Raw genomic sequence first — 24,782 nt, forward strand, 5'->3', positions numbered from 1 at the left:
CTCCTCGGGGAGGGGGTCAGCTGTAGATGCCGAACTCGTGGAGCGAGTAGCCCCAGCCGGTGCCGCGCGCGGTGAGCTGGAGCCGGACGTACCGTGCGGTGGCACCGGTCTCGATGGTGTCGACGTCCCCGTTGCCGGTGGTGGTGGAGTGGACGGTGCGCCACGTGTTGCCGTCGTCGGAGACCTGGACCTCGTAGGCGCGGGCGTAGGCCGGGTCCCAGACCAGCTGGAGCCGGCGGAACGAGCGGACCGAGCCGAGGTCGACCCGGATCCACTGCGGGTCGCTCCAGTCGCTGGCCCAGCGCGTGGTGCCGTTGCCGTCGGTGGCGAGGGAGGCGGGGCAGGGGCAGTCGCCGTAGGAGGCCTGGAAGGAGGAGGCGGTGGTGGGCCTGCCCAGGGCGATGTTCGTGCCGTCCACCGGGGGCGCGACGACCTTGACGGACTTCGTCTCGATGCCGGCGTTGCCGCGGCCGTCCTCGGCCTGCACGTACACCTTCCACACGCCGAGCTTCTCGGGTGCGGTGACGGCGAAGGTGCCGTTGCCCAGGGAGCGGAACGGGGCGTCGACGAGGCGCTTGTCGCCGTTCGCGTAGTTGCCGCTCAGGTAGATCTTGGTGGTGACGGGGTCGCCGTCAGGGTCGCGGACGTCGGCGTGGACGGTGAACTCGCCGCCGGCCGGGGCGGATCCGGCGGGCGTGACGGTCATGCCGCTGATGACCGGCGGGGTGTTGTCGCCCGCGACGGAGCCGGTGTACGCCTTCTTGAGGGCGTAGTACGACAGGCGCTTCAGGCCGTCGGGGAGGAGGTTGAACCAGACGCCGCCGAAGTCGTGCTCGACGCCGTAGTGGAAGACGGTCGCGCCGAGGGCGACGCCCTGGTGGCCGGTGACGCAGTTCCAGGCCTTGGTGTAACCGTCGGCCTTCTGGACGTCGGTGGGCTCGTCGGGGACGCCGTTGGCGTCCTTGGGGGTCTCCCACTCGCCGGCGGGGCCGGTCTCGGTGATGATGTACGGCTTGGTGTAGCCGCCCTCCACCCAGTCCTCGCGGACCCCGCAGATGTCCCCGTACGCGTTCATCGAGTAGAGGTCGAGGTCCGGCGCGTTGCGCTTGTAGTACGGCCAGGCACCCGTCCAGGCGTCCGTGGACGTGACGGGGTGGTCCGGGTCGATCGTGTGGATCCGCTTCGCGACGTCGTTGACGAAGGTCGTGTACGCGTTGCGCTGGGCCTCCAGCGCCGTGCCGCTGTAGCAGTTCTGCAGGCCGAGGACGGACTCGTTGCCGACGTTCCACATGAGGGTGGCCGGGTGGGACTTGTAGGTGTCGACCCACTTCGCGAACTCGGTCAGCGCGTTGGTCTTGTACGCGGTGTCCGTCACGTAGTCGACGCAGCCGCCGGAGCCCGGGCCGCCGCCCGGCTGGAGCCAGAAGCCGTTGATGACCTTGACGCCGTTGGCGGCCGCGGCGTCGAGCAGGGGCTTGGTGCCGGCGTCCGTTCCCCAGGTGCGGACGGTGTTGACGCCCATGGACCGCACGTCCGGCATGTAGCGGGCGGCGTCGGCCATCGCGGGGCCCCAGGTGACGCCCTTGACGGTGTACGGCTGTCCGCCCACGGTCAGCCGCCAGTTGCCCTGCGTGCCGCCGACGCGGACGGCGCCGCCGGGCTCGGGCTGGGTGGATCCGCCGCCGTAGACCCGGAACTCCCACAGGGAGTATCCGTAGCCGGTGCCCCGGGTGACGCCCTGGAGGCGGACGTAGCGGCCGGTGCCGCTCACGGCGAGCTCGTCGGTGCCCCCGTCGCCCGCGGTCACGGACTTGACGGTGCGCCAGTCGCTGCCGTTGTCGGACAGCTGGATGTCGTACGCCTTGCCGTAGGCGCCCTCCCAGTTCAGCACGACGCGGCTGATGTCCGCGCTGCTGCCGAGGTCGACCTGGATCCACTGGGCGTCGCTCCACTGGCTGGCCCAGCGGGTGCCGGTGAGGTCGCCGTCGACGGCCGCGGACGCGGACCAGGCGGCTCCTTCGGTGGAGGAGGCGGTGGCGGGCTTCCCCTGGGAGAGGAGGGTCTCGGCGGCGGTGGCGGGCGTCGCGCCGAGCACCGCGGTGGAGGCGGCGAGCAGGGCGCCGAGGGAGACGAGCGAGCCCGTCGTGCGGGCGCGGGCGCGCCTTCGTGCGGTGGGTGGGGCGGTGGTCGCGGTCATGGCGGCTCCTGGCGGGGACTGCGGGAGGGGGAGGGGATCGCCTTCCGGGCGGCGCGGCGGGGACGGGAGCGCCGCCCGGAAGGGGTGGGAGGGCCGGGACGCGCCGGTGCGGGGGCGCGTCCCGGCGGACCGTCAGGGGAAGTTGACGACGGTCGAGGGCACCGTGGCGGTGCCTTCGGTGGGCGCCCCGGTGTCGTTGATGACGTGGTTGAACTGGCCGTTGCCGCCGAGTGAGACGGTGAGCAGGCTGTGGAACTTGACGCCGGGCTTGACGGGGGCCTTGAAGCCGTGGTCCTGGCGGATCGTCGGGTCCACGTTGTAGTAGCAGTAGCTGCCGAGGCCCCAGCCCTCGTGGGTGTTCACCGAGTCGTCGACCCGGTAGGCGGCGTACCCCTTCGTCGAGCCGTTCTGCACGGCGGCCTGGTTGGGGGCGTCGTAGGCCTTCTCGTTCTGGAAGAAGATGGTGCGGCCGCGCTCGCCGTACCACTCGACGTCGTACTTGTTGAAGTGCTCGACGAACAGGCCGGTGGCGAGCACGTCGTCGCCGTTGACGCGGACGCCGTAGTCGGCGCGGTTGGTCTCCCAGCCGACGCCCTCGCCGTGGTCGGCGCGCCAGACCCAGGTGTGGTCGATGATCGCGTCGTCGCTGTTCACGACGATGCTGGTGGTCGCCTTGCCGGCCCCGGCGCCGCCGATGCGGACGTACACGTCCTGCACGGTGGTGGGGTTGGCGGCGTGGTCCGCCGAGGAGTTCTGCGGCCCGAGCTCCAGCAGGGTGGGGGAGTTGACCGGACCCGCGTCGATCAGGAAGCCGGCGAGCCGGACCCCGTCGACGTCGGCGACCTTCATCGCGGTGACGCCGTTGTCGGGGATGATCGTCGCGAGGCCGAGGCCGAGCACGATGGTGTTCGCGCGGTTCACGTTGATGGTCTGGTCGACGTGGTAGACGCCCGGGGTGAAGAGCAGGTGCAGGCCCTGGGCGAGCGCCTGGTTGATCGTGGCGGCGGTGGCGCCCGGCTTGACCACGTAGAACTGGCTCAGGGGGACGGACTCGCCCTGCGGGGTGCCGTTGGCCCAGCTGGTGCCGCGGGCGTTCGTCCGCTTGGCGGGCGCGAACACCTTGTACTCGGTGCCGTCCAGGTAGAGGAAGGGCTTCTCGCGGGAGACCGGCGTGGTGTCCAGGGTCGTGTAGCGGGGCTCGGGGAAGGAGGTGGCCGGAGCGCCCTCGACACCCGAGAAGACCTGGTTCCAGACGCTGTTGGACCAGCCGCCGATGGAGCTGTCCCGGGTGTACCACTGCTGCTGCGAGTAGTTGCCGATCTGACCGTCGATCTTCGAGTCGGCGATGTAGCCGCCGCTGGCCCAGCCGTAGCCGTCGGGCGCGAGGTTGAGTCCGCCCTTGACGTGCATGCGGCGGAAGGAGGAGGCCTGCGAGACGGCCCACCGGTCGGTGCCGTTGACCGGGGCCACGGCCAGGTTCTCGGCGCCGCGCCAGAAGTTCTGGGTGGCGTTGCCGTTGAACCAGCCCGCGTCGACGGTCACGTCACCGTTGATGGTGGTGTCGTCCGGGCGCAGCCCGAGGCCGGCGATCTGGGTGTAGAAGCCGATCTGGGCGTTGAGTCCGTTGTACGTGCCGGGCTTGAGGAGGAAGGCGTGCCGGCCGCTGCCGAACTGGGCCGACTCCTGCTGCTTGAACACCTCGTCCAGCTTGGCCTGGATGCCGGGGGTGGACGGGTCGAGGACGTGCACGTTGGGGCCGAGGTCGCCGCCGCCGGGCAGGGTCGGACCGGTGCCGCCGGTGGTTCCGTACACCTGGAACTCCCAGAGGGAGAAGCCGTATCCGGTGGCCCGGGTGAGGCCCTTCATCCGGACGTAGCGGCCGGTGCCGGAGAGCGCGACGTCGTCGGTGCCTCCGTCGCCGCCGGTGACGGAGGTGACGGTCCGCCAGTCGGTGCCGTTCTCGGAGGCCTGGATCTCGTAGCTCTTGCCGTAGGCCGCCTCCCAGGTGAGGACGGCGTGGCTGAGCGTGGCGCTGCTGCCGAGGTCGACCTGGATCCACTGGGCGTCCTGCCAGGAGCTGGCCCAGCGGGTTCCGGTGAGGTTGCCGTCCACGGCGGCGCCGGCGGAGAAGGCGGCCCCTTCCGTGGAGGAGGCGGTGGCCGGCCTGCCCTGCGAGAGCAGGGTGGGGGCGGCGTGTGCCGTCGTGGCGGGGGCCAGGGCGAGCAGGCTGCCGGCCAGCGACGAGACGAGGGCGCCGACGGCGGCCCGTCGGACGGCCGAAGCGGGGCGCCGGAGGACCGGCGGGGACCCGACGGAAGACATGGGGGTCTCCTCTGGATACAGGGGGGAAACATGGGAGAGCGCTCTCCCGAAACCTTGCCCGCAGGGCGAGTTGACGGTCAAGGCGTACGACATGGCTTTTCTTTTGGCTTTCATTAAGTGTCGACCTTGACCGGTCCAAGCCGGCCGCGGACCGTCCTCCCACCGGACAGACAGCACCGTTAAGGTGCGTGGGTGGGGAATCGAGCACCGACTCTGGAAGACGTCGCACGAGAGGCCGGGGTGTCGCGCGCGACGGTGTCCCGCGTCGTCAACGGCGTGCGCAACGTGGCCCCCGACATCCAGCGGAACGTGCGCGAGGCCATCGCCCGCATCGGCTACACACCCAACCAGGCCGCCCGCTCCCTGGTGACCCGCCGCACCGGAACCGTCGCCCTGGTGCTCTCCGCCACGGGCAGGTCCTTCACCGCCCGGGTGTTCTCCGACCCGTTCTTCGGGCGGGTGGTGGACGGCGTCCTGCCCGTGCTGCGCCGGCGCGCGATCCAGCCGGTGCTGCTGGTCGCGGAGTCCGCACAGGCCAGGACCCAGCTCGTCGAGTACCTCGGACAGGGCGGCGCGGACGGAGCCCTGGTCGTACCCCTGGACGAGAAGGACCCGCTCCCCGCGATGCTGATGACGGCGGGCCTGCCCACGGTCCTCTTCGGACGCCCCCGCGACGGCGAGGGCTGCGGTTACGTCGACCTGGACAACGCCGCCGGGGCCCGGCTGGCCGCCGAGCACCTGTGGGCGACCGGCCGGCGGGCTCCGGCCACCATCGCCGCGCCGGTCACCGCCCCCACGGCGGACGAGCGCCTCGACGGCTTCCGGGACGCCCTCGCGGCCCACGGGATCACGTCGGTCCCCGTCGTCCGCGGCCGGTTCACGGTGGACAGCGGCAGACGCGCCATGGCCAGGCTCCTGAAGGAGCACCCCGAAACCGACGCCGTCTTCGCGGCCAACGACCTCATGGCCCAGGGCGCCTGCGCGTACCTGCGCGAGCAGGGCGTGACCGTCCCCGGCCGGGTCGCCGTCGTCGGCTTCGACGATTCGGTGGCCGCGCGCTCGGCGCGGCCGCAGCTGACCACCGTGCGCCAGCCCGTGGAGCGGATGGCGGCCGCGATGGCCGGACTCCTGGTCGAGCAGCTCGACGGAACCCGGTCCGGGCCCGGCTCGAAGGTGTTCGAGCCGGTGCTCGTCGTACGGGAGTCCACCTGACCGCAGGGGCGCCCGCCCCTCACGGCTCCGGGGCGTCGAGCAGCGCGGGATGCGCCCTGACGCGCGCGCCGGGACCGAGGGGCAGGACGGGGCCGGCGGAGCGGTCCCCGGCCGGCAGGTCGGCGTCGGCGGACATGGACGCTCCTGCCGTACGAACACGAGGGAAGGGGGAACCCCGGAAGGCCGCCCCGGTGGTGTCGGGGCGGCCTTCCGGAGGATCATGACGGGCCCGCGTCGGCGGCGGTCACCTTCCGGAGGATCGCGACGGGCCCGGGTCAGCCGGCGGTCGCCTCCCGGTGGGCGCGCACGAGGTCCGCGTAACGGCGTCCGCTCGTCTTCACGGTCCTGCGCTGGGTGGCGTAGTCGACGTGGACGAGGCCGAACCGCTTGTCGTAGCCGTAGGCCCATTCGAAGTTGTCGAGCAACGACCAGGCGTAGTACCCGGCGAGCGGGGCGCCCTTGCGCACGGCCCGGGCGCAGGCGGCGAGGTGCTCCTCCAGGTAGCGGGTGCGCTCCGGGTCGTGGACCTCGCCGTCGGGGCCGGTGCTGTCGGGGAAGGCCGAGCCGTTCTCCGTGACGTACAGCTTCCGGATGCCGTAGTCGTCGGTGAGCCGCAGCAGGAAGGCCTCCAGGCCGCCGGCGTCGATCTGCCAGTCCATGCCGGTGCGGGGCACGTCGGGGAGGCGGACCTCGCGGGCGTACGGGACCGGGCCCTCGGGGTCGTCGGCGACGGTCACCGGGAAGTAGTAGTTGAGGCCGTGCCAGTCGAGCGGGGCGGCGATGAGCTCCAGGTCGCCCGCCCGCTCGGGCAGTTCGACGCCGTACAGCTCGCGCATGTCGGCGGGGAAGCCCCGGCCGTACACCGGGTCCAGCCACCAGCGGTTGGTGTGGCCGTCGGCGCGGGCCGCGGCGGCGACGTCCTCGGGCCGGCTGGAGGCGGGTGTGACGGTGGAGTGGTTGGTGACCAGACCGACCTGGGCGCCGGGGGCGGCGGCGCGGATCGCCCGGGTGGCGAGGCCGTGCCCGAGAAGCAGGTGGTAGGAGGCGCGGACGGCGGCCGTGAGGTCGGTCAGGCCCGGGGCCATCCGCCCTTCCAGGTGGCCGATCCAGCCCGAGCAGAGCGGTTCGTTGAGCGTCGCCCACTGGGTGACGCGGTCGCCGAGGCGCTCCGCGACCACGGAGGCGTACGCGGCGAGGTGCTCCGCGGTGGCGCGCTCGGTCCAGCCGCCGTGGCTGTCGCGCACCCGGTCCTGGAGGGCCTGCGGCAGGTCCCAGTGGTAGAGCGTGACGGACGGGGTGATGCCGGCGTCGAGGAGGCCGTCGACGAGCCGGTCGTAGAAGTCGAGCCCGGCGGCGTTGACCGGGCCGTCGCCGCCGGGGACGACGCGCGGCCAGGCGACGGAGAGCCGGTAGGCGTCGGTGCCGAGCTCCTTCATGAGGGCGATGTCCTCGGGCCACCGGTGGTAGTGGTCGCAGGCGGTGTCGCCGTGGTCGCCGTTGTCGATCGCGCCCGGGACGCGGGAGAAGGTGTCCCAGATGGAGGGGGCGCGGCCGTCCTCGGCCACGGCGCCCTCGATCTGGTAGGCGGAGGTCGCCGTGCCCCAGGCGAAGTCCGCCGGGAAGGCCTCCAGGTCGGGCGTGGTGCGGGAGTCGGGGGATTCGGACACGGGGAACCTCTTCGTGATGGGTGTGGAGAGGGACGTCACTTGACCGCACCTGCGGTGAGGCCGGCGACGAGGTAGCGCTGGAGGAGCAGGAAGCCGACGACGACGGGGACGCTGACCACGAGGGAGGCGGCCATCACCTGGTTCCAGTACACGTCGTTCTGGGTGGCGTACCCCTGGAGACCGACGGCGAGGGTGCGGGTGGTGTCGTTGGTCATGACCGAGGCGAAGAGGACCTCGCCCCAGGCGGTCATGAAGGCGTAGACGGCGACGGCGATGATGCCGGGGGACGCGGCCGGCACGATGACGCGCAGCAGCGCGCTGATCGGACCGCAGCCGTCGACCTTGGCCGCTTCGTCGAGTTCGCGCGGGATCGAGTCGAAGTAGCCGGTCAGCATCCAGATGGAGAAGGGCAGCGAGAAGGTCAGATAGGTGAGGATCAGGCCTTCGCGCGAGCCGAAGAGGGCGATGCCGGTGGCGTTGCCGATGTTGACGTAGATGAGGAAGAGCGGCAGCAGGAAGAGGATGCCGGGGAACATCTGCGTGGACAGCACCGTCACGGTGAAGACCCGCTTGCCGCGGAAGGTGTAGCGGCTGACGGCGTACGCGGCGAAGATCGCGACGGCCACGGAGAAGACCGTGGCCGACCCCGCGACGACGATCGAGTTCACGAAGTAGTCGGCGAGGGGGACGGTCTCCCAGATGTCGAAGTACGGGCGGAGCGTGAGCCCGGAGGGGATCCACTCGAACTTCCCCGACACGTCCTCGAGCGGTTTGAGGGAGCTGGAGACCATGACGTACACCGGCAGCACCACGAAGGCGGTGAGCAGGGTGAGGAAGATCCGCCGCGTCCAGAGGAAGGAGCGGGGCGCCGCCATGGGGGAGCGCGGTGCCGTGCGCCGGGATGCGTGCTCAGACATCGGAGGTCTTCCTTCCGCGGCTGGTGACCAGGAGGTAGACGCCCGTGACGACGAGGAGGAAGAGCAGCAGCAGGACGGACATGGCCGACCCGGTGCCGAAGTTCCAGGTCTGGAAGGACGACTGGTAGATGTGGAGCGAGATCAGGTCGGCCGCTTCGGGCGCCGCCTTGCCGAAGAGCACGAACGGCGTGTTGAAGTCGTTGAACGTCCAGAGGAAGAGGACGAGCACGAGGACCTGGTTGACGGACCGCAGCGACGGCAGGGTGATGTGCCGGATCTGCTTCCACACGCCGGCCCCGTCGAGGGCGGCCGCCTCGTACATGTCCCGGGGGATGTTCTGCAGTCCGGCCATGACGGTGAGGAAGGCGAAGGGCCAGCCCTTCCACACGGAGACGACGAGCAGGGCCCAGAAGCTGTTGTCCCCGATGAGCCAGAAGGCGGGGCTGTCGCCGATGCCGAGCTGGTCGTGGAGGACGTGGTTGATGAGGCCGTTGTCGCGCTGGAACATGAAGGACCAGGTGATGACGGCGGCGTAGACGGGCAGGGCGTACGGGACGAGGAACAGCGTCCGGAGGAAGCCGCGGCCCCGGAAGTTCTCCTGGAGGAAGATCGCGGCCGCGGTCCCCAGGAGCCAGCACAGCCCGACGGACGCGAGGGTGAAGACGCACGTCGTCACGAAGGACTTGAGGAGGGCCTGGCCGACGGGGGCGTCGAAGTCGATCGCGACGCGGAAGTTGTCCAGGCCGGACCAGGGCGCCTCCGACCAGTTCCGGATGTAGAACTGGGTGAGCTCCCGGAAGCTCATGGTGATGCCCATGAGCATCGGGACGAGGTGGACGAGCAGTTCGAGGAGCAGGGCGGGCAGGAGCAGGAGGTACGGCAGTGCGATGCGGCGACGCCCGGAGCGGCGTGGTGCGCGCGCCTCTCCGGGTGTGGCCTTGCGCACCGCCCGCTCACTCGGGGGAGTGACGGCGGTCTCGGTCATGGTGGGGCGGCCTACTTCTTGGGCATCTGCTGCTGGGCCTTTTCGAGCTTGGCCTTCACGGACTCCGTGGTGACCGGGCGGCCCGCGGCGGCGTCGGCGAACAGCTCCTTGACCGCGGTGCCGACGACGGTCTCGAACTGGGACTCCTCGGGGACCTGCGGCAGGGCCGCGGCGCTGGAGGCGAGGGTCTCCCGGATGACGGTGAGCGACGGGTCGGCGAAGACGGGGTCCTTCTGGGCGCTCTTCACCGGCGGGACCGAGCCGTAGGCCTTGTTGAGGAGGATCTGCTCCTCGTCGCTGGTCATGAACTTCACGAACTTCAGCGCACCGTCGAGGTTCTTGGTGTTCTTGAAGACGGCCATGTTGATGCCGGCGACCATCGAGTTGGTCTGCGCGCCCTGGCCGGGGGTGCCCGAGGGGACCGGGGCGGGAGCGACACCCCAGTCGTCCGGTGCCATGCCCTGGGAGGCGAAGGTCTGCTGCGGGGTCTGCCACAGGACCATGCCGGTCTTGCCCTTGGCGAAGTCGCTGAGCGACTGGTTCTGGGCGTACTCGGCGTTCCCGGGGGCGACGATCTTCTGTGCCGCCATCAGGTCGACGTACTGCTTGACGGCGGCGACGGCCCCGTCGGAGGTGAAGTCCGGCTTCCCGTCGGCGGTGAAGAAGTCGGCGCCGTGCTGCTTGCCGAGGACGAACACCTGGTGGATGTTGTTGGACAGGTTGGAGCCCTCGACGCCGATGCCCGACTTGCCGTTCTTGCTGAGCTTCTTGCCGGCCGCGGCCACCTCGTCCCAGGTGGTCGGCGGCTTCGCTATGCCGGCGTCCTTGAACATCTGCTTGTTGTAGTAGAGCGCGTAGGCCATGGAGTACAGCGGGACGGCGGCCGGTTCCTTGCCGGTGACGCCGGTGGAGCCGAGCGCGGAGTCGACGAAGCGGTCCTTGCCGCCGATGGCCTCGAAGTTCTTCGCGTCCCAGGGCAGCAGGGCGCCGGTGGACTGGAGCGAGGCGCTCCAGGTGTTCCCGATGTTGAGGATGTCGGGGCCCTGGCCGGACGTGGTCGCGGTGAGGATCCGGTTGAGCAGGTCGGACCAGGGGACCACCTCCAGCTTCACCTTGATCCCGGTCTCCTTCTCGAACTGGTCGAGCTCGGGCTGCAGGACCTTCTTGTCGACCTCGATGCTGGAGCCCTGGTTGGAGGCCCAGTAGGTGAGGGTCTTCGGCGACGACCCGCTCCCTTCACCGCCCCCGCAGGCGGTGGCGGTGAAGGCGAGGGAGAGCGTGACGGCACCGGTGACAGCGGCTCTGATTCTGCGCATGGCTCCTGGGCCCTTTCGGGGACGAGGGGGTCGCCGATGCGGTGAGGGTCTGGAGGCCTCGCCGTAACATCGGCTTAATTTAGGATGTGAGTTAAACCCCATGAGAAGGTCGCGTCAAGGCTTGTACTGCGGGTATGTTGCAAGGAACGACTCCAGAGACGGGGACCAACGTGCACGCGAGAACTGGCCGTACGGTGCGTGACCTGCGGCGCGAGAACCGCACCGCGGTTCTGCGCAGGCTGTACTTCGACGGACCGATGAGCCGGCTCATGCTCGGCCCCGCGACCGGTCTCAGCTCCGGATCCGTCAGCAACGTGGTCGCCGAACTCGTCGCGGAGGGCCTCGTGGAGGAGGCCGGCAGCGTCGACTCCGCCGGCGGGCGCCCCCGCACCCTCGTGCGGATCAGCCCCGCCAGCGGCTTCATGATCGGCGTCGACATCGGCGAGACCCGGGTCCGCATCGAGCTCTTCGACCTCACCCTCACCGAACTCGCCCGCACCGAGCGGGCGTTGGCCAGCTCCGGACCCCGCACGGCCCGGTACGACGTGGACCTCGTCGTCGCCCACCTCCGCGAGGGCATCGCCGAGGTCCTGCGCACCGCGGCCGTCCCCGCCGAGCGGCTCATCGGGGTCGGCGTCGGCGTGCCCGGCATCGTCGCCCGCACCGCAGAGGAGGGCGCGGTGGTGCACGGTCAGACCGTCGGCTGGGACGCCGTCCCCTTCGAGCGCCTCCTCCGCGCCGCCGTCGACCTGCCCGAGGACGTCCCCTACTGGATCGACAACGGCGCCAAGACCCTGGGCCAGGCGGAGATGTGGTTCGGCGCCGGCCGGGGCGCGCGCAGCGCGGTCGTCGTGCTCTTCGGCTCCGGTGTCGGCGCCTGCGTGGTCACGGACCCGATGGGGCCCGGCCGGGCCGTCGAATGGGGTCATCTGACGGTCCGGGTCCGAGGGCGCCGCTGCCGCTGCGGCGCGCAGGGCTGCCTGGAGGCGTACGCGGGAGCCGAGGCGCTGCTCGACCGCTGGCGCGAGGCGGGCGGGGAGCCGCCCGTGGGCGCGGACGAGGAGACGGCCCTCACGGCGATGCTGGCCGCGGCCTATCCGGCCGACCCGGACGGGAGCCCCGACGTCACGGCGCTCGCGGTCCTGGAGGAGACCGCCGAGTACCTGGGCGCCGGCTTCGCCGACCTGATCAACCTCTTCCAGCCCGAGCGGATCCTGGTCGGCGGCTGGGCCGGCCTCCAGCTCGGCGCCCGCTTCCTGGGGACGGTCTCCGCCTACGCGCGGGAGTACGCGCTCCGCCACCCGGCCAGCCGCACCGCCATCGGTCTCGGCACCCTGGGACCCGAGGCGGTCACCGTCGGCGCCGCCCTGCTGCCGCTGGTCGACTTCTTCGCCCAGGGCGGCCGCCGTCCCGAGACCGAGCCCGCCACTCCCGCGCCGGCCTGGCAGTCGGCGCTCCAGGACCGCGTCTCCCCCTGAGCGCCGCGAAGGGGCGGGAGCCCCGGGGCAGCGGGGCTCTCAGTCGACCGGCCAGGTGTGCGCCGGAGCGTTCATGTGCATGAAGTCGAGGTACTGCCGCGTCATCCGCCGCAGCGCCTGATGCCGGTCCACATGCCCGATGTCATGGATGTGGTGGAAGGTCTCCGACTGCCACACCGCGCCGTTCCGGCCGCTGACGCACCGCTGCTCGACGATCCCGAGCAGCGGCTCCCGCCAGGCCGCGTCCATGCCCGTCCGCTCCAGACCGCGGTCCGCGAGCGGCAGCAGGCGGCGCAGCACCAGCTCGGTCACGGGCACTTCGCCCATCCCCGGCCAGTACAGCTGGGCGTCGATCCCGTGCCGGGCCGCCGCGTCGAGATTGTCCTCGGCCGCCGAGAACGACATCCGCGACCAGACGGGGCGGTCCTCCTCGACCAGGGCGCGGACCAGCCCGTAGTAGAAGGCGCCGTTCGACAGCACGTCCGCCACCGTGGGCCCCGCGGGCAGCACACGGTTCTCGATCCGCAGGTGCGGCACCCCGTCGACGACGGCGTACACCGGTCGGTTCCACCGGTAGACCGTTCCGTTGTGCAGGGTCAGTTCGGAGAGGCCGGGGATCCCTCCGTGGTCCAGCGTCTCCTGGGGGTCCTCGTCGTCGCAGAGCGGCAGCAGCGCCGGGAAGAACTGGGCGTTCTCCTCGAAGAGGTCGAAGACGCTGGTGATCCACCTCTCGCCGAACCACACCCGGGGACGGACCCCCTGCACCTTGATCTCCTCCGGCCGGGTGTCGGTGGTCTGCTCGAACAGCGGAATGCGCGTCTCGCGCCACAGCTCCTTGGCGAACAGGAACGGGGAGTTCGCCGCCAGGGCCACCTGGACCCCGGCGACGGCCTGCGCCGCGTTCCAGTAGTCCGCGAACTCGTCCGGCGCGACCTGGAGGTGGAACTGCGTGCTCGTGCACGCCGCCTCCGGAGTGATCGTGTCGGCGTAGGTGCGCAGCCGCTCCACCCCGTCCACGGAGATCAGCAGGTCCTCGCCCCGCGCGGCGAAGATCTGCTCGTTCAGCAGGTGGTACCGCGGATTCTCGGACAGCGACGCCGGACCCACGTCCTTCAGCTCCAGCGTCGGCAGGATCCCGATCATGACCAGGTGCGCCCCGATCGCCGCCGCCTTCTCCTCGGCGTGGTTGAGCGCGTCCCGGATCTCCCGCTCCCAGGCGCCGGGACCGCCCTCGGTGAGCTGCCGGGGATCGATGTTGATCTCCAGATTGAACCGCCCGAGCTCGGTCGACCAGGCGGGGTCCGCGATCGCCTCGAGGACGTCCACGCTGCGCATGGCGGGCTCCGCGGCCTCGTCCACGAGGTTCAGCTCGATCTCCAGACCGACCTGAGGCCGCTCGAAGTCGAACCGTGACTCCCGCAGCATCTGCGCGAACACGTCGAGACAGGTGTGCAGCTTGTTCCGGAACCGGCGACGGTCGTCACGGGTGAACTCCAGCGCCGGGACGTCGCGTCCCATTCGGCCCTCCCGAGACTCGTCGGCACGGACCTTCCCCTTCAGCGTCCCACTTCGGCCACGACCCGACCACCGAACGGACCGCAGGGCCCACCGCGCACGCGGACAGCGGGCCGCGCGAAGGGCGCGACGCGGCTCACGGAGCCTGCGCACCGATGGCCCGGGCGACCTCCTCGGGGTGCGTCAGCTGGGGGTGGTGCCCCGCGCCGGGGATCACGGTCACGGTGGCGCGCGGGAGGCCGTCCACCAGGGAGCGCCCCTCGGCGGTCAGTGGATCCTCGGAGCCCGTGACGACGTGGACGCGCCCCGGGTACCGCCGCAGCGCGGCCCGGAGGTCCGCCCGCCCCCGCGCGCTCCCGGTGGACGCCAGGAGCCGGGCGGTGACGGCCGCGACGGCGCCGCGCCGCAGGTCCGAGACGGCCGGCCGGAGCGCGGGCGCGTGCTCCGCGGTGCCGGTCAGCCGGACGGAGAGCGCCGAGGGGGTCGTACGGCGCAGGAGCCCGCAGGTCAGCGGAGTCCACCCGGCGGAGCGGGGCGGGAAGGCCTGGAGGAAGTACGGCGCCACGAGCGTGAGCTCCTCGACCCGGTCCGGATGGGCGGCGGCCGCCTCGACGGCCGCGGCGGCACCGACGGAGTGGCCCACCAGGTGCCGGGCGCCGGTCCCGGTCACCAGCGCCGTCAGCCAGGAGGACCAGTCGTCCCGGCTCCCGCCGCTCATCCCCAGACCGGGCAGGTCGACGGCGCGGGCGCTCCCGAGCGCCCCGACGACCGGGGCCCAGGTGTCGGCGTTGACCGGCAGTCCGGGCAGCACGACCGTGTCCGCGTCCGCCCGGCCCAGTTCGAAGGTCCGGACGCCGCCCGGCGAGGTGAACCGCCGGTCGCCCGCGGGGGCGTCTCCGAAGCGGTGGGCGGCGAGGTGGTCGGCCCAGCGGAGGATCGTCGTGACGGTGTCCGGCGTCGGCAGCCGGTGCCGGGCGGCGAGGTCACGGGCGGAGCCGGTCGGATAGCGGTCCGCCGACAGGAAGGTCAGCGTCTCCGGATCGGCCTTCGTGAGCCGGCGGGGAAGCCGCTTGAGCAGCGGCACCGGCACCCGCGCCCGGGGTGCCCGGATCCCGTAGTGCTCGGCCGTGAGCGTCAGCAGGTCGGGCAGCGCGGGGGTGTCGTCGTCGAGCACCCAGTAGGCGGCGCCCCGCGTGGCCTCGTCCGTCGGCAGCAGCGTCATGAACCGTGCGAGGTGGTCGGCGGCGACCACGGGCACGAAGGTCCGCCCGTCGCCCGGCAGCGCCGCGAGCGAGCCGTGCCAGAGGTCCTTCAGGCTGGAGGCGAGCCCCAGGTACTGGTCGGACTCTCCGGTGACGCTGTCCCCGACGACGCTCGCCGGGTTGACGATCGACCAGGGCACGTCCAGCCGTGCCGTGAGCTCCTGGAAGACGGCATCCGCCTCGACCCTGGACGCCTCGTACGGACCGAGCGCCCGGTACGTCGCGCGCCGGCGCTCCTCGCTCCACGGCGCGGGGTCCTGACCACCCACGCGGTATCCAGAGACCTGGACCAGGCGGCGCAGGCGCGGCATCCCCGCGGCGAAGGCGACGACCGCCCGGACGCTGTCCACGTTGGCGTGGCGCGCCTCGTCCACCGTCATCCCGAACCGGTAGGCCCCGGCGCAGTTGTAGATCTCGGTGACGTCGTCGGGCGCGCCCTCGACGAGGGGCGTCGCGGCGAAGTCGGCCCTCAGGTCGGCCGGGACCGGTTCGTGCCCGCGCGCCGCGAGCCACCGGGCCAGCCGCAGCGCGGACTCAGGACTCCGGGAGGCCGCGCTGACCCGCACCCCGGCGCGGCCGAGGGCGAGCACCACGTGGCGGCCGATGAGGCCGCTCGCGCCCAGCACCAGCGCGTGCCGGTCGTCCCGGCTCACGACGAGGGCTCCGCACCCGGCTCCAGGAGGGTCGTGATCGTCCGGGCGGCGCAGCGCAGCGGCTCGGTGGACCGCTGGGCACGCGACACGATCACCGCGCCCTCCACCAGGCTGACCAGGGCGGTCGCGAGGCCGCGCGCGGCTTGGCGCGGGTGGCCGTGGGCCACGAGCAGATCGCTCACGGGCGAGATCCACGACTCGAAGGCCTGGGCGCAGGCGTCCCGGAGCCGGTCGCTCCGGGCGCCCATCTCCAGCGTCACCACCGAGACCGGGCACCCCAGCTCGAAGCCGCTGTCGTCGAGCATCCCGGCCAGCTCGTCGACCACCCGGCGCAGCACGTCGGCCGGCGTGGCCGACTCCCGCGCCGAGTCGGCCACGAGGGCGCCGAACCGCGCGGCGGCGAGCTCGACGGCCTTCTCCCCGAGGGCCTCCTTGCCCTGGGGGAAGTGGAAGTACAGGGAGCCCTTGGGCGCGCCCGCGTGCTCCACCACCGTGTTCAGCCCCGTGCCGCTGTATCCATGACGCTGGATCAGCTCCAGCATCGATTCCGCCAGCCGGAGGCTGGTCCTGGCCCCTTTGGTTTCCGTCATGAGCAGAGAATAGACCGGTCTACATATTTTTCAAGGCTCAAGATTCCCAGCCCCGTTCGGCACCAGGGGAGTGCCGGAGGGCGGTTCCGGAGCTCAGGCGGAGCCGAGGAAGACGTACGCCGTCATCGCGCCGCCGACCGGCCCCGGGCCGAGCCGGTCGGTCATCGTCCCGGTGACGGCTTCGCGGACGGCCGAGGCGTCTCCGCGCCGCTCCACCTCCGCGCGCACCGGCGTCCCGGCGAGGAACCCGAGGGCGACGTCGGCGGCCGACGGAGCCCGGCCCGTCAGGGTGACCTCGCGCTCCTGCTCGACGGCGAACCCGGCGGCGGCCAGGTCGGCGGCGACGACGGCGGGATCGGCGTACCCGTGCGGGACCGCGCGCAGGAACCCCGGGGTGTCGACGGGGAGGGCCCGCTCAAGACCGGCCTGTAGCGCGGCCGCGAAGGCGTGCGTGGCGAGGGGGCCCCACGTGTTGAACAGGAACCGGCCGCCCGGGGCGAGCACCCGCCGGACCTCGGAGTAGGCCGCGATCCGGTCAGGGAAGAACATCACGCCGAACTGGCAGACCACCAGGTCGAAGACGCCGTCGGGGAAGGGCAGTCGCTGCGCGTCGGCCTGCCGCCACACCGCGCCGGGTGCCCGGGCCGCACCGAAGGCGACCATGGCGTCGTTCAGATCGGTGGCCGTCACCTCGGCGGCCGGCACCGCGGAGAGCAGGCCCGAGGTCAGGACCCCGGTCCCGGCGGCGAGTTCCAGGACGCGGCGTGGGCCGAGCACCGCCGCGCGGGCGACCAGATCCTCGGCGAAGGGCCGGAACAGCACCGGTACGAGGTGCCGCTCGTACACCTCCGGCATGGACTCGGACCACCGGCGCTCGGCATCGACTCCCGTCACCCGCACGACGCTAGCTCCTCCACGAGCGGACCTCCGGCCGCGACGCGCCGCGCGGCCGGCACCCCGGGCCCACCTCTCCGCCTCCCGGTGGGTGCCTCCTCACGTCAATCGAGAGCGTTGAGATCCACCCTTTCGGGTGGCGGGTCGATGCCAGAGAGTCATGCCATCCGGTCAGCATCAGAGAGACGCACGAGGGCGCTGATCCAGGAAGGAGCGGCGGGACTCCGGTGAGCGGTCCCGCGAGGGCGGCAGCGCCATGCTGCGCGACCTCGGCGCGGGTAAACCCGACGGTCCGGGCTGGCCGGGACGTCGCCCACCCCGCCTGTACGCGGCGCTCCCCGGGCGGTGAGCTACGGAGCGTTCCGGGCTCCCTCCCGCGTCCCGGCCGCGCACACGGCGGCCGGGACGCCCCGGGGCCCTCGCGCACCGTCGACCGATCGGAGATGTCACCATGAGCACACCTCCCTCCGTCCCGCTCCGCGTCGCCCTCGTCAACGGAAGCTTCGAGCAGCCGTCCGTCACCGACCTGGCCTTCCTGCCGGACGCCTCCCAGACGCAGGCACCCCGGCACGTCCCCGGCTGGCTCACCACCGCCACCGACCACATGATCGAGATCTGGCACTCGGGCTTCAACGGCGTGCCCTCCGCCGAGGGCGAGCAGTTCGCCGAGCTGAACGCCAACCAGGTCTCCACCCTCTACCAGGACCTCCCGACCACCCCCGGAACCAAGCTGTACTGGCGGCTGTACCACCGCGGGCGCCAGGGCCAGGACACCATGGCCCTGGACATCGGCGCCCCGGGCAGCGTGGTCGAGCAGCGCACCCTCACCGACGGCAACACCGCGTGGGGCTACTACACCGGCACCTACACCGTCCCGGCCGGACAGACCACCACCCGCTTCGCCTTCCGGTCCGTCTCGGCGGCCGGCGGCAACCGGGGCATCGGCAACTTCCTCGACGGAGTCTTCTTCGGCACCGCACCCCACGTGGTGCTCACGAAGACCGCCGTTCCAGTGGGCCCGCTGGACATCGGCGACGTCGTCACCTACCGCGTCACCGCCACGAACGAGGGGGGCGGCGCGGCCGAGCGGCTCACCCTCACCGACGTCCTGCCGCCGGGGACGACGTACGTGCCCGGCTCGCTGCGGATCATCGACGGACCGAACGCGGGAGTGAAGACCGACCGGGCGGGCGACGACCAGGCCGCGTACGACCCCGCGAGCGACACGGTGGTCTTCCGGCTCGGCACCGGCGCCTCCCCCTCCCAGGGCGGCAGCCTCGCCAACACCGCCACGCTGCCGGAGGGCACCACCGTCGAGTACCGGGTCGTCCTCGGTCGGGAGACGGCGGGCACCCGGGTGACCAACACCGCCGCCGCCACGTACGAGAACCGGCTCGGCCCCACCCCCGAGCCGCTGACGGCCACGTCCGACGAGGCCGTCACCGAGGTCAGGCCGGCCGCCGACCTGGACGTCACGAAGGCGGCCGACGCGACCACCGTGACCGTCGGACAGACCGTGACCTACCGGCTCACCGTCCACAACTCCGGCCCCAGCCCGGCGACCGGGGTGACGGTCGCCGACCGTCTCCCCGGCGGCCTCACCTTCCTCTCCGCCGACGCCGGTGCCGGTGCCTACGACCCGGAGACCGGGCAGTGGTCCGTGGGCGGACTCGCCGTCGGCGCCCGGGCCACGCTCGTCCTGCGGGCCAAGGCCACCCGGCCGGCCCGCCTCACCAACACGGCCACCGTCACCGCCGCGGAGAAGGACCCCGACCCGTCCGACAACACCGACTCCGTCACCGTCTGCGTCGAACCGGCACCGGCCTGCTGCACCCCGTGCGTCCCCCGTGCCTGACCTGATCCGACCGGACCCGCACGGGACGGCCTGATCCCGTGGCCTCGCGGAGGCCGGACGCCGTCCGGCGCGGGCCTCCGCGACGTCCCCCGGGCGTCAGGGGTTCCGGAGCATGTCGCTCAGGGTGTCGAACGGGTCCGTGAGCGTCGCCAGGACATAGGCACGGTCGTACGCGTCGCTCCCGATCTGCCGACGGGCCGCCCCCTCCGACTGCTCCCGCAGCGGACCCAGTTCCGGGGTGCCCCGCTGCGGGTGCCCCACCATCTCCCAGAGGGCCTGCCCCGCCCCGTACGCCGTCGCGGACTCCTCCGCCCGCTCCAGCGCCGCCAGGGCCGCCGCCAGCAGGTCCAGGCCGAGGGCCAGCCCGAAGGCGTCGCCGATCGTCCGCTTGTCCCGCAGCATCGACCGGGCGTGCGAGGCGGCATCGGCCGAGCGGTCCTCGCCGAGCGCTATCACCGCCAGCTGGTACTCGGCGTAGGACCGGGTCCAGTGTTCCCCCGCCGACACGGAGTCCGCGCGCAGCGCCTCCGCCTCGGCCCGCGCCCGTCGGAGCGAACCCGACGCCGTCAGCGCGAACACGCGGACCAGACGGCACCGGGCCGCCGCCGGGGTGCTCCCCGGGAGGATCGACAGCGCCCGGTCCGCGGCGTCGACGACCTGGAGGGGCTCGCCCCGGAGCAGCAGCACCAGACCCTGGAGGTACGTGGCGTCCGCGAGCAGCTCCGGGTCGGCGGCGAGCAGCGCCTGCTCCCGCGCCCGCGCGCCGAGCCGGGCGGCCGACTCGTACTCGCCCCGGAGGCACCGCACCACCCCGAGCGCCCAGCAGACCCTGGCCAGGACGCCGGCGGGCTCCGTGACCAGTCGCAGGCACTCCTCCAAGTAGTGCCCGGCCTCGTGGAGTTGACCGCAGCAGGCCCAGAAGAAGCCGAGCCTCCCGGCCATCGCCGCCGCCTGCGGAGGATCGGTGGCGAGCAGATGGTCGAGCGCGGCGCACAGGTCGCCGGAGCAGTCGACCAGCCGGGCGTACGCGGCGGCCTGCCGCGGCCCCCACCAGTCACGCTCGGCGGACGCGGTGACGGCGTGGAAGTGCCACGCGTGGCGGTCGGCGGCGGTCCGCGTCTCGGCGAGCTCCGCCAGCCACATGGCGCCGTACTCGCGGACGGTGTCGAGCATCCGCAGCCGGCCGTCGGGCAGCTCCGTGACGATGCTCTTGCGCCGTAACCCGGCGAGAGCCTTCTCCAGCGCGCCACCGGCGAGCGGCCCACCGCCGCACACGCGCGCGACGTCCTCCGCGGTGGCGTCGGCGCGGAACACCGACAGCCTCGCCCACAGCAGCCGCTCCTGGGGCTCGCACAGCTCGTGGCTCCACCCGATGGTGGTCCGCAGCGCCCGGTGACGGGCCGGCTGCACCGTGCTGTCCGAGGGTTCCGCGAGCGAGAGCCGGTCGCGCAGCACCCCGGCCATGACGCGTACGGGCCGGTCCGCGAGCTGTGCCGCGGCCAGCTCCAGGGCCAGGGGAATGCCCTCCAGCCAGTGGCAGACCTCGCTCGCGGCCAGCCGGTCCTCGGGGCTCTCCCACGTGACGCCGAGCGTCGCGGCGTGGGCGGCGAACAGGTCCATGGCCTCCGAGTCCAGCGACAGGGGGCCCAGCGGGAGCAGGGTCTCACCGGCCACGCCCAGCGACTCCCGGCTCGTCGCCAGCACCACGAGCGAGGGGCAGCGGGCGAGCAGCGTCTCCACCAGCTCCGCGCACGCGTCGACCAGGTGCTCGCAGGAGTCGAGGACGATCAGGACGCGGCGCGTGCCGAGCCAGGCGGCCAGCGCGTCGAGGGGGTCGCGCGCGGAGTGGTCGGACAGACCGCACGCGTCGGCCACGAGCGGGATCAGGAGGCTGCCGCTCCCCAGCGACCACAGCGGCACCCAGTGGACGCTCTCGAAGGCGTCGGAGGGGAGGAGACTCGCGGCGCGCGCCGCGAGTCTCGACTTCCCGATCCCGCCGGACCCGGCCAGCGTCACCAGTCTGTGCCGGTCCAACCGGGCTCCCAGCGCACTCAGTTCACGTTCCCGCCCGACGAAAGGTCCGCGCTCCGGCGGCATCCAACTCTGCACCCCCGTATTGTGCGCGCCCAGGGCCCCTCCGTGTCACCCGCTCGGGAAAGGCCCGCCTCCGCGCGGGCGGTCCGTGGGAGGGTGGTCGCCCCTCCCACGGCGTCACCTGCCGTGCGTCACCGCTGGTGGCAGTCCCAGTGCGCCTTCACCCAGACCTTCTCCCAGTGGCCGGGGACGTAGACCCACTTCTTGTGGTGGTCCTTGCCGTCGTCATGATGGCCCTGGCGCCAGGAGTCGTGGTCGGCCCGCTTCTTCTCCCAGTGGCCCGGGACCCACTTCTTCTCCCAGTGGCCCTTCTTCCACTCGCACCGGTCGTGCCGGTCGTGGTGGTCGCCGTGGTGGTCGGTCACGACGGTCGTGGCGACCGACGACGGGGCGGGAGCCGCCGCTGCCGAGCCGGCCATGCCGAGCGCGGCACCACCTGCCAGCAGGCCGGACGCGGCGGCACCCGCCACCAGTCGGCGGACGCGCATGGTCCTGGTCATGGAAGACACCTCCTTCGAGCGAGCCGGAACGGGAGGAGCGCGGCGACAGCCCGCGTGTGAAGCGCCGTTCCGACTCGCGCGGCGACGGCCGGAAACCGTGAGTCTCGCTGTGCACTTCGTACGGGTCCGGGGCGCGGGGCACCGGGGGAGCGGTGCGCGGCTTCCGAGGACGGCCGCGTGTGACACCTTTGTCCTAGTGTGGCATGTTCGCGTGGGACCGGCCCGGCTCGCGGGCCCGTGCCGCACGGCGACGGGACGAGGTCGTGGTGCGGTGTCCCACGGGCCCAGGAGAGGAGTGCGGTAGCGGTGCCCCTGCTCGGAAGGCTGCGTACGAAGGCGGGCGACGCGCTCCTGCGGCGCGTGGCCGGACCGGAGGCGCATCGGAAGCGCGCCAGGATCCACGGCACCCCGGGACCCCGCTGGTTCGCCCCGGACCGCCCCGTACGGACCGTGCACGCCGACGCCTCGATGTACGTCGGAGGCCTCGCCGCACTCCTGCTCCAGTCCCTGCACCCGGTGGCCATGGCGGCCGTCTGGGCGCATTCGGGATTCCGCGGCGACCCCTGGGGCCGCCTCCAGCGGACCAGCACCTTCCTGGCGGTGACCACGTTCGGCACGGAGCGGGATGCCGAGCGGGCGGTGGAGCGGGTGCGCGCGGTGCACGCCCGCGTCACCGGGACCACGACGGGCGGAGTGGCCTACCGGGCGTCGGACCCGCCGCTGCTGTCCTGGGTCCACATGGCCGAGACGTACTGCTTCCTGGAGTCCCATCGGCGCTACGGCCTGCGTCCGCTGACCGGCGGGCAACAGGACGCGTACGTCCAGGACATGGCGTCGGTCGCCGAGCGGCTGGGCGTCCCGGACCCGCCGCGGAGCCGTGCCGGACTCGTCGCGGCGCTCGACGGCCGGCGCGGGGAGCTGGAGGCGACGGAGGAGTCGTCGGCGACGGCCCGGTACCTGCTGGCGTCACCGCCGCTGCCGTGGCCCGCGCGCCTGCCCTACCTCCTGCTGGCGGCCGCGGCGGTGGAGCTCCTGCCGTCGTGGGCCCGGGACCTGATTCCGGTGCCCCGTCGGATCCGGATCCTGCTCCGCTTCGCACGGCCCGGCGGACGGGCGGTCACGACGGCGGTCCGCTGGGTGACGCCCCCGCTGCCCGCCGGAGCCGGCCGCTGACCGGTGCCGCCGGGCCCTCAGAGCGGCTTGCGCCACACGGAGACGTGCTGGGCGGAGTCCTGTGCGAACGGGGTCCCGTCCCAGTCGGCGACGCGGCGCTCCAGCTCCAGGCCGGCGATCCGCGCCATCAGGTCCAGCTCCGCGGGCCAGGCGTACCGGTGCCGCGAGCTGCCCCGGCGGTAGCGGCCGTCCGCGCCGTCGCGCGTGAGGTGGTGCGAGACGAGGACCTGCTCGACCAGGTCGAAGGTGTCGAAGCCGAGGTGCCGCTCGGAGACGTCGAACGGCACCGCGACCTGGCCCGGCGGAAGGAACCGCAGGGGCGGTACGCCCAGTTCGATGACGAACCGGCCGCCGGGCGCCAGGTGGCGCGCGGCGTTGCGGAAGCACTCGACCTGCTCGTCCTGGGTGAGCAGGTTCGTGATGGTGTTGTAGACGAGGTAGACCAGGGAGAACTCCCCGGGGACGACGGTGGTGGCCATGTCTCCGATGGTCACCGGGAGGGTGTCGGCGTCGATCTTGCTCCGCAGGACGGCCGCCATGGGCTCGGAGAGCTCGATGCCCGCCACCGGCACGCCGCGCTCCCGCAGCGGGACGCCCACGCGTCCCGTTCCGATGGCGAACTCCAGTGCCCGGCCGTCTCCGGCGAGATCGGCGAGGAAGGCGAGGGTCGGTCCGAGGAAGGCGGCCGAGGACCTCTCGCTCTCCTCGGCGTCGTAACGGTCGGCGGAATCGCGGGTCCACAGCTCACTGCTCGTCACGGGGCGCCACTTTGCCCGCACGGAGCGGCGGCGTCGACCGATTTACGCTCCGGACGCGGGGCCGGGGGAGGGCCGGGCGCCCGGAGCCGGGGGTGCCGCCGGGGTCACGCGTGGGAGACGACCGCGGTGAGCCGGTCGGCCGCGGCGACGGCGGCCTTCGCGAGACGGGCGCCGGGCTGCCGGGTCAGGCGCTGGATGGGCCCGGTGACCGTGACGGCGGCCACGACGCGGTCGGAGGGACCGCGGACCGGGGCCGAGACCGAGGCCATCCCGGGCTCGCGCTCACCGATCGACTGGGCCCAGCCCCGGCGCCGTACGCCGCTCAGAGCCGTGGCCGTGAAGCGCGCGCCCTGCAACCCCTGGTAGAACCGCTCCGGTTCCTCCCAGGCCAGCAGCACCTGGGCGGCGGAGCCGACCTTCATGGGGAGCGTCGCCCCGACCGGCACGATGTCGCGCAGTCCGGAGGTCCGCTCGGCGGCGGCGACGCAGACGCGCACCTCGCCCTGGCGGCGGTAGAGCTGCGCGCTCTCGCCGGTCGCGTCCCGGAGGGAGATGAGGACGGGACCGGCCGCGGTCAGCAGGCAGTCCTCGTCCGCGGCGGCCGACAGTTCGCCGAGTCGGGGGCCGAGGACGAAGCGGCCCTCGATGTCCCTGGCGACCAGACGGTGGCGTTCGAGCGCGAGGGCCAGCCGATGCGCCGTGGGCCGCGACAGGCCCGTGGCGGACACGAGCCCCGCCAGGGTGGCCGGGCCGGACGCCAGCGCGCCGAGGATCACCGCGGCCTTGTCGAGGACGCCGACACCACTAGAAATATCCGAAATGTCCATGAGGGGGTGCTCCAGTCTCGGTCCGCGCGCGAAGGTTCGCGGCGATCTCACGCAGGGAGGGTGGGGATGCTCAGCGGGGAGGGCCGAAGAGCTCGGCCGTTATGCCGCGGCGAACGCGAGACGGGTACACGGGAGGCCCGGGGCAGGCAGGGGGAGGGCGAAGGTCAGCACAGAGAGCACCGTGTCTCCTCATCTTTTCCCGCGCCACGTTGGCGCGGGCCGGAGTTGGCACTGGACCCGACGGCGCGGCGCGAAGGAGAGCGCCGAGTCGACCGGGGAGTTGCCGGGGCTTCGTAGGGCCGGTCCCTCCACCCCTCTGGATGATTCGCGGAGAACCATACAAGACGCGCCGGGCGGCCAGCCAACGGCCTCCCCGGAAGGAGTGGCGGTCTGCCGCGCCCATCGGGTCGGGCGGGGCTCGCGCCCCCTCCCCGCTCCGGCCGTCGCGATGTCAAGCGCCCCGCCGCGTCAACCTTACTGACGGATCGTCAGGAGTGGCGTGATTGTCCCTTGGGCACCCCTACCGGCCGGTTCTACTCTCAAGTCACTTTGCGCGGTTCCCCCACG

Annotated in this window: 18 protein-coding genes and 1 riboswitch; of the genes, 4 read left to right on the plus strand and 14 right to left on the minus strand. The window is 72.6% G+C overall.

Translation table 11 applies throughout. The features are described from left to right. Positions 1-16: 16 nt before the first annotated feature. Together ACFYXU_RS21855 and ACFYXU_RS21860 are read right to left on the minus strand one after the other, a co-directional pair. Positions 17-2,197: a discoidin domain-containing protein gene (locus ACFYXU_RS21855; protein WP_389406862.1), complete on the minus strand. Its 2,181-nt coding sequence runs from the start codon at positions 2,195-2,197 to the stop codon at positions 17-19. Between the two features lie 132 nt (positions 2,198-2,329). After that, a complete protein-coding gene (locus ACFYXU_RS21860; protein ID WP_389459300.1) occupies positions 2,330-4,519 on the minus strand; it encodes a discoidin domain-containing protein in 2,190 nt (729 codons plus the stop codon). Between the two features lie 192 nt (positions 4,520-4,711). Here ACFYXU_RS21860 and ACFYXU_RS21865 point away from each other — a divergent pair, with 192 nt between their 5' ends. Further along, positions 4,712-5,731: a LacI family DNA-binding transcriptional regulator gene (locus ACFYXU_RS21865; protein WP_389459302.1), complete on the plus strand. Its 1,020-nt coding sequence runs from the start codon at positions 4,712-4,714 to the stop codon at positions 5,729-5,731. 275 nt (positions 5,732-6,006) lie between these two features. On the opposite strand, the gene ACFYXU_RS21870 is transcribed toward ACFYXU_RS21865, so the two are convergent. Genes ACFYXU_RS21870 through ACFYXU_RS21885 form a run of 4 tightly spaced genes read right to left on the minus strand, consistent with a single transcriptional unit; the run spans position 6,007 to position 10,616 of the window. Next, positions 6,007-7,398: a GH1 family beta-glucosidase gene (locus tag ACFYXU_RS21870; RefSeq protein WP_384574825.1), complete on the minus strand. Its 1,392-nt coding sequence runs from the start codon at positions 7,396-7,398 to the stop codon at positions 6,007-6,009. A gap of 35 nt (positions 7,399-7,433) precedes the next feature. Continuing rightward, positions 7,434-8,273, minus strand: a complete 840-nt coding sequence (locus ACFYXU_RS21875; protein WP_329858683.1) for a carbohydrate ABC transporter permease — start codon at positions 8,271-8,273, stop codon at positions 7,434-7,436. 34 nt (positions 8,274-8,307) lie between these two features. Further along, positions 8,308-9,300 carry a sugar ABC transporter permease gene (locus ACFYXU_RS21880; protein WP_329858210.1) on the minus strand — a complete coding sequence of 331 codons (993 nt, stop codon included), beginning with the start codon at positions 9,298-9,300 and terminating at the stop codon, positions 8,308-8,310. A gap of 11 nt (positions 9,301-9,311) precedes the next feature. Further along, positions 9,312-10,616 carry an ABC transporter substrate-binding protein gene (locus tag ACFYXU_RS21885; protein ID WP_376514001.1) on the minus strand — a complete coding sequence of 435 codons (1,305 nt, stop codon included), beginning with the start codon at positions 10,614-10,616 and terminating at the stop codon, positions 9,312-9,314. Between the two features lie 134 nt (positions 10,617-10,750). On the opposite strand from ACFYXU_RS21885, the gene ACFYXU_RS21890 reads away from it, so the two are divergent. Continuing rightward, positions 10,751-12,094 carry an ROK family protein gene (locus ACFYXU_RS21890; protein WP_389459305.1) on the plus strand — a complete coding sequence of 448 codons (1,344 nt, stop codon included), beginning with the start codon at positions 10,751-10,753 and terminating at the stop codon, positions 12,092-12,094. A gap of 39 nt (positions 12,095-12,133) precedes the next feature. Here ACFYXU_RS21890 and ACFYXU_RS21895 read toward each other — a convergent pair whose 3' ends face one another. The 4 genes from ACFYXU_RS21895 to ACFYXU_RS21910 all read right to left on the minus strand — a co-directional run bounded on the left by ACFYXU_RS21895 (position 12,134) and on the right by ACFYXU_RS21910 (position 16,969). Beyond that, on the minus strand, positions 12,134-13,612 hold the full coding sequence (locus ACFYXU_RS21895; RefSeq protein ID WP_389459307.1) for a glutamate--cysteine ligase: 1,479 nt from the start codon (positions 13,610-13,612) through the stop codon (positions 12,134-12,136). A 133-nt stretch (positions 13,613-13,745) separates the two neighbouring features. Continuing rightward, positions 13,746-15,524, minus strand: a complete 1,779-nt coding sequence (locus tag ACFYXU_RS21900) for an alpha/beta fold hydrolase (protein ID WP_389459309.1) — start codon at positions 15,522-15,524, stop codon at positions 13,746-13,748. Then, positions 15,521-16,114: a TetR/AcrR family transcriptional regulator gene (locus ACFYXU_RS21905; RefSeq protein ID WP_376513994.1), complete on the minus strand. Its 594-nt coding sequence runs from the start codon at positions 16,112-16,114 to the stop codon at positions 15,521-15,523. The genes ACFYXU_RS21900 and ACFYXU_RS21905 overlap by 4 nt, the downstream gene beginning before the upstream one ends. A 93-nt stretch (positions 16,115-16,207) precedes the next feature. After that, positions 16,208-16,969: a class I SAM-dependent methyltransferase gene (locus ACFYXU_RS21910; protein ID WP_389459666.1), complete on the minus strand. Its 762-nt coding sequence runs from the start codon at positions 16,967-16,969 to the stop codon at positions 16,208-16,210. Positions 16,970-17,459: 490 nt separating this feature from the next. Between ACFYXU_RS21910 and ACFYXU_RS21915 the strand changes: the two genes are divergently transcribed. Then, the gene (locus ACFYXU_RS21915; protein ID WP_376513992.1) at positions 17,460-18,863 is read left to right on the plus strand and encodes a hypothetical protein; all 1,404 of its coding nucleotides are present in this window, start codon (positions 17,460-17,462) and stop codon (positions 18,861-18,863) included. A 96-nt stretch (positions 18,864-18,959) separates the two neighbouring features. On the opposite strand, the gene ACFYXU_RS21920 is transcribed toward ACFYXU_RS21915, so the two are convergent. After that, positions 18,960-20,897 (minus strand): ATP-binding protein, encoded by a 1,938-nt coding sequence (locus ACFYXU_RS21920; RefSeq protein WP_389459312.1) that lies wholly within the window; start codon positions 20,895-20,897, stop codon positions 18,960-18,962. 191 nt (positions 20,898-21,088) lie between these two features. Further along, entirely contained in the window at positions 21,089-21,457 is a 369-nt protein-coding gene (locus ACFYXU_RS21925; RefSeq protein WP_376513988.1) for a hypothetical protein, read from the minus strand. Positions 21,458-21,763: 306 nt separating this feature from the next. Here ACFYXU_RS21925 and ACFYXU_RS21930 point away from each other — a divergent pair, with 306 nt between their 5' ends. Continuing rightward, positions 21,764-22,630, plus strand: a complete 867-nt coding sequence (locus ACFYXU_RS21930; RefSeq protein ID WP_389406870.1) for an oxygenase MpaB family protein — start codon at positions 21,764-21,766, stop codon at positions 22,628-22,630. Between the two features lie 17 nt (positions 22,631-22,647). On the opposite strand, the gene ACFYXU_RS21935 is transcribed toward ACFYXU_RS21930, so the two are convergent. Further along, a complete protein-coding gene (locus ACFYXU_RS21935; RefSeq protein WP_389459315.1) occupies positions 22,648-23,388 on the minus strand; it encodes a class I SAM-dependent DNA methyltransferase in 741 nt (246 codons plus the stop codon). Between the two features lie 104 nt (positions 23,389-23,492). Beyond that, positions 23,493-24,215 carry an IclR family transcriptional regulator gene (locus tag ACFYXU_RS21940; protein ID WP_329858190.1) on the minus strand — a complete coding sequence of 241 codons (723 nt, stop codon included), beginning with the start codon at positions 24,213-24,215 and terminating at the stop codon, positions 23,493-23,495. A gap of 186 nt (positions 24,216-24,401) precedes the next feature. Continuing rightward, positions 24,402-24,542, minus strand: a riboswitch (SAM riboswitch). Positions 24,543-24,782 lie beyond the last annotated feature (240 nt).

This window comes from Streptomyces sp. NPDC002232 (assembly GCF_042890295.1).
GTDB lineage: Bacteria > Actinomycetota > Actinomycetes > Streptomycetales > Streptomycetaceae > Streptomyces.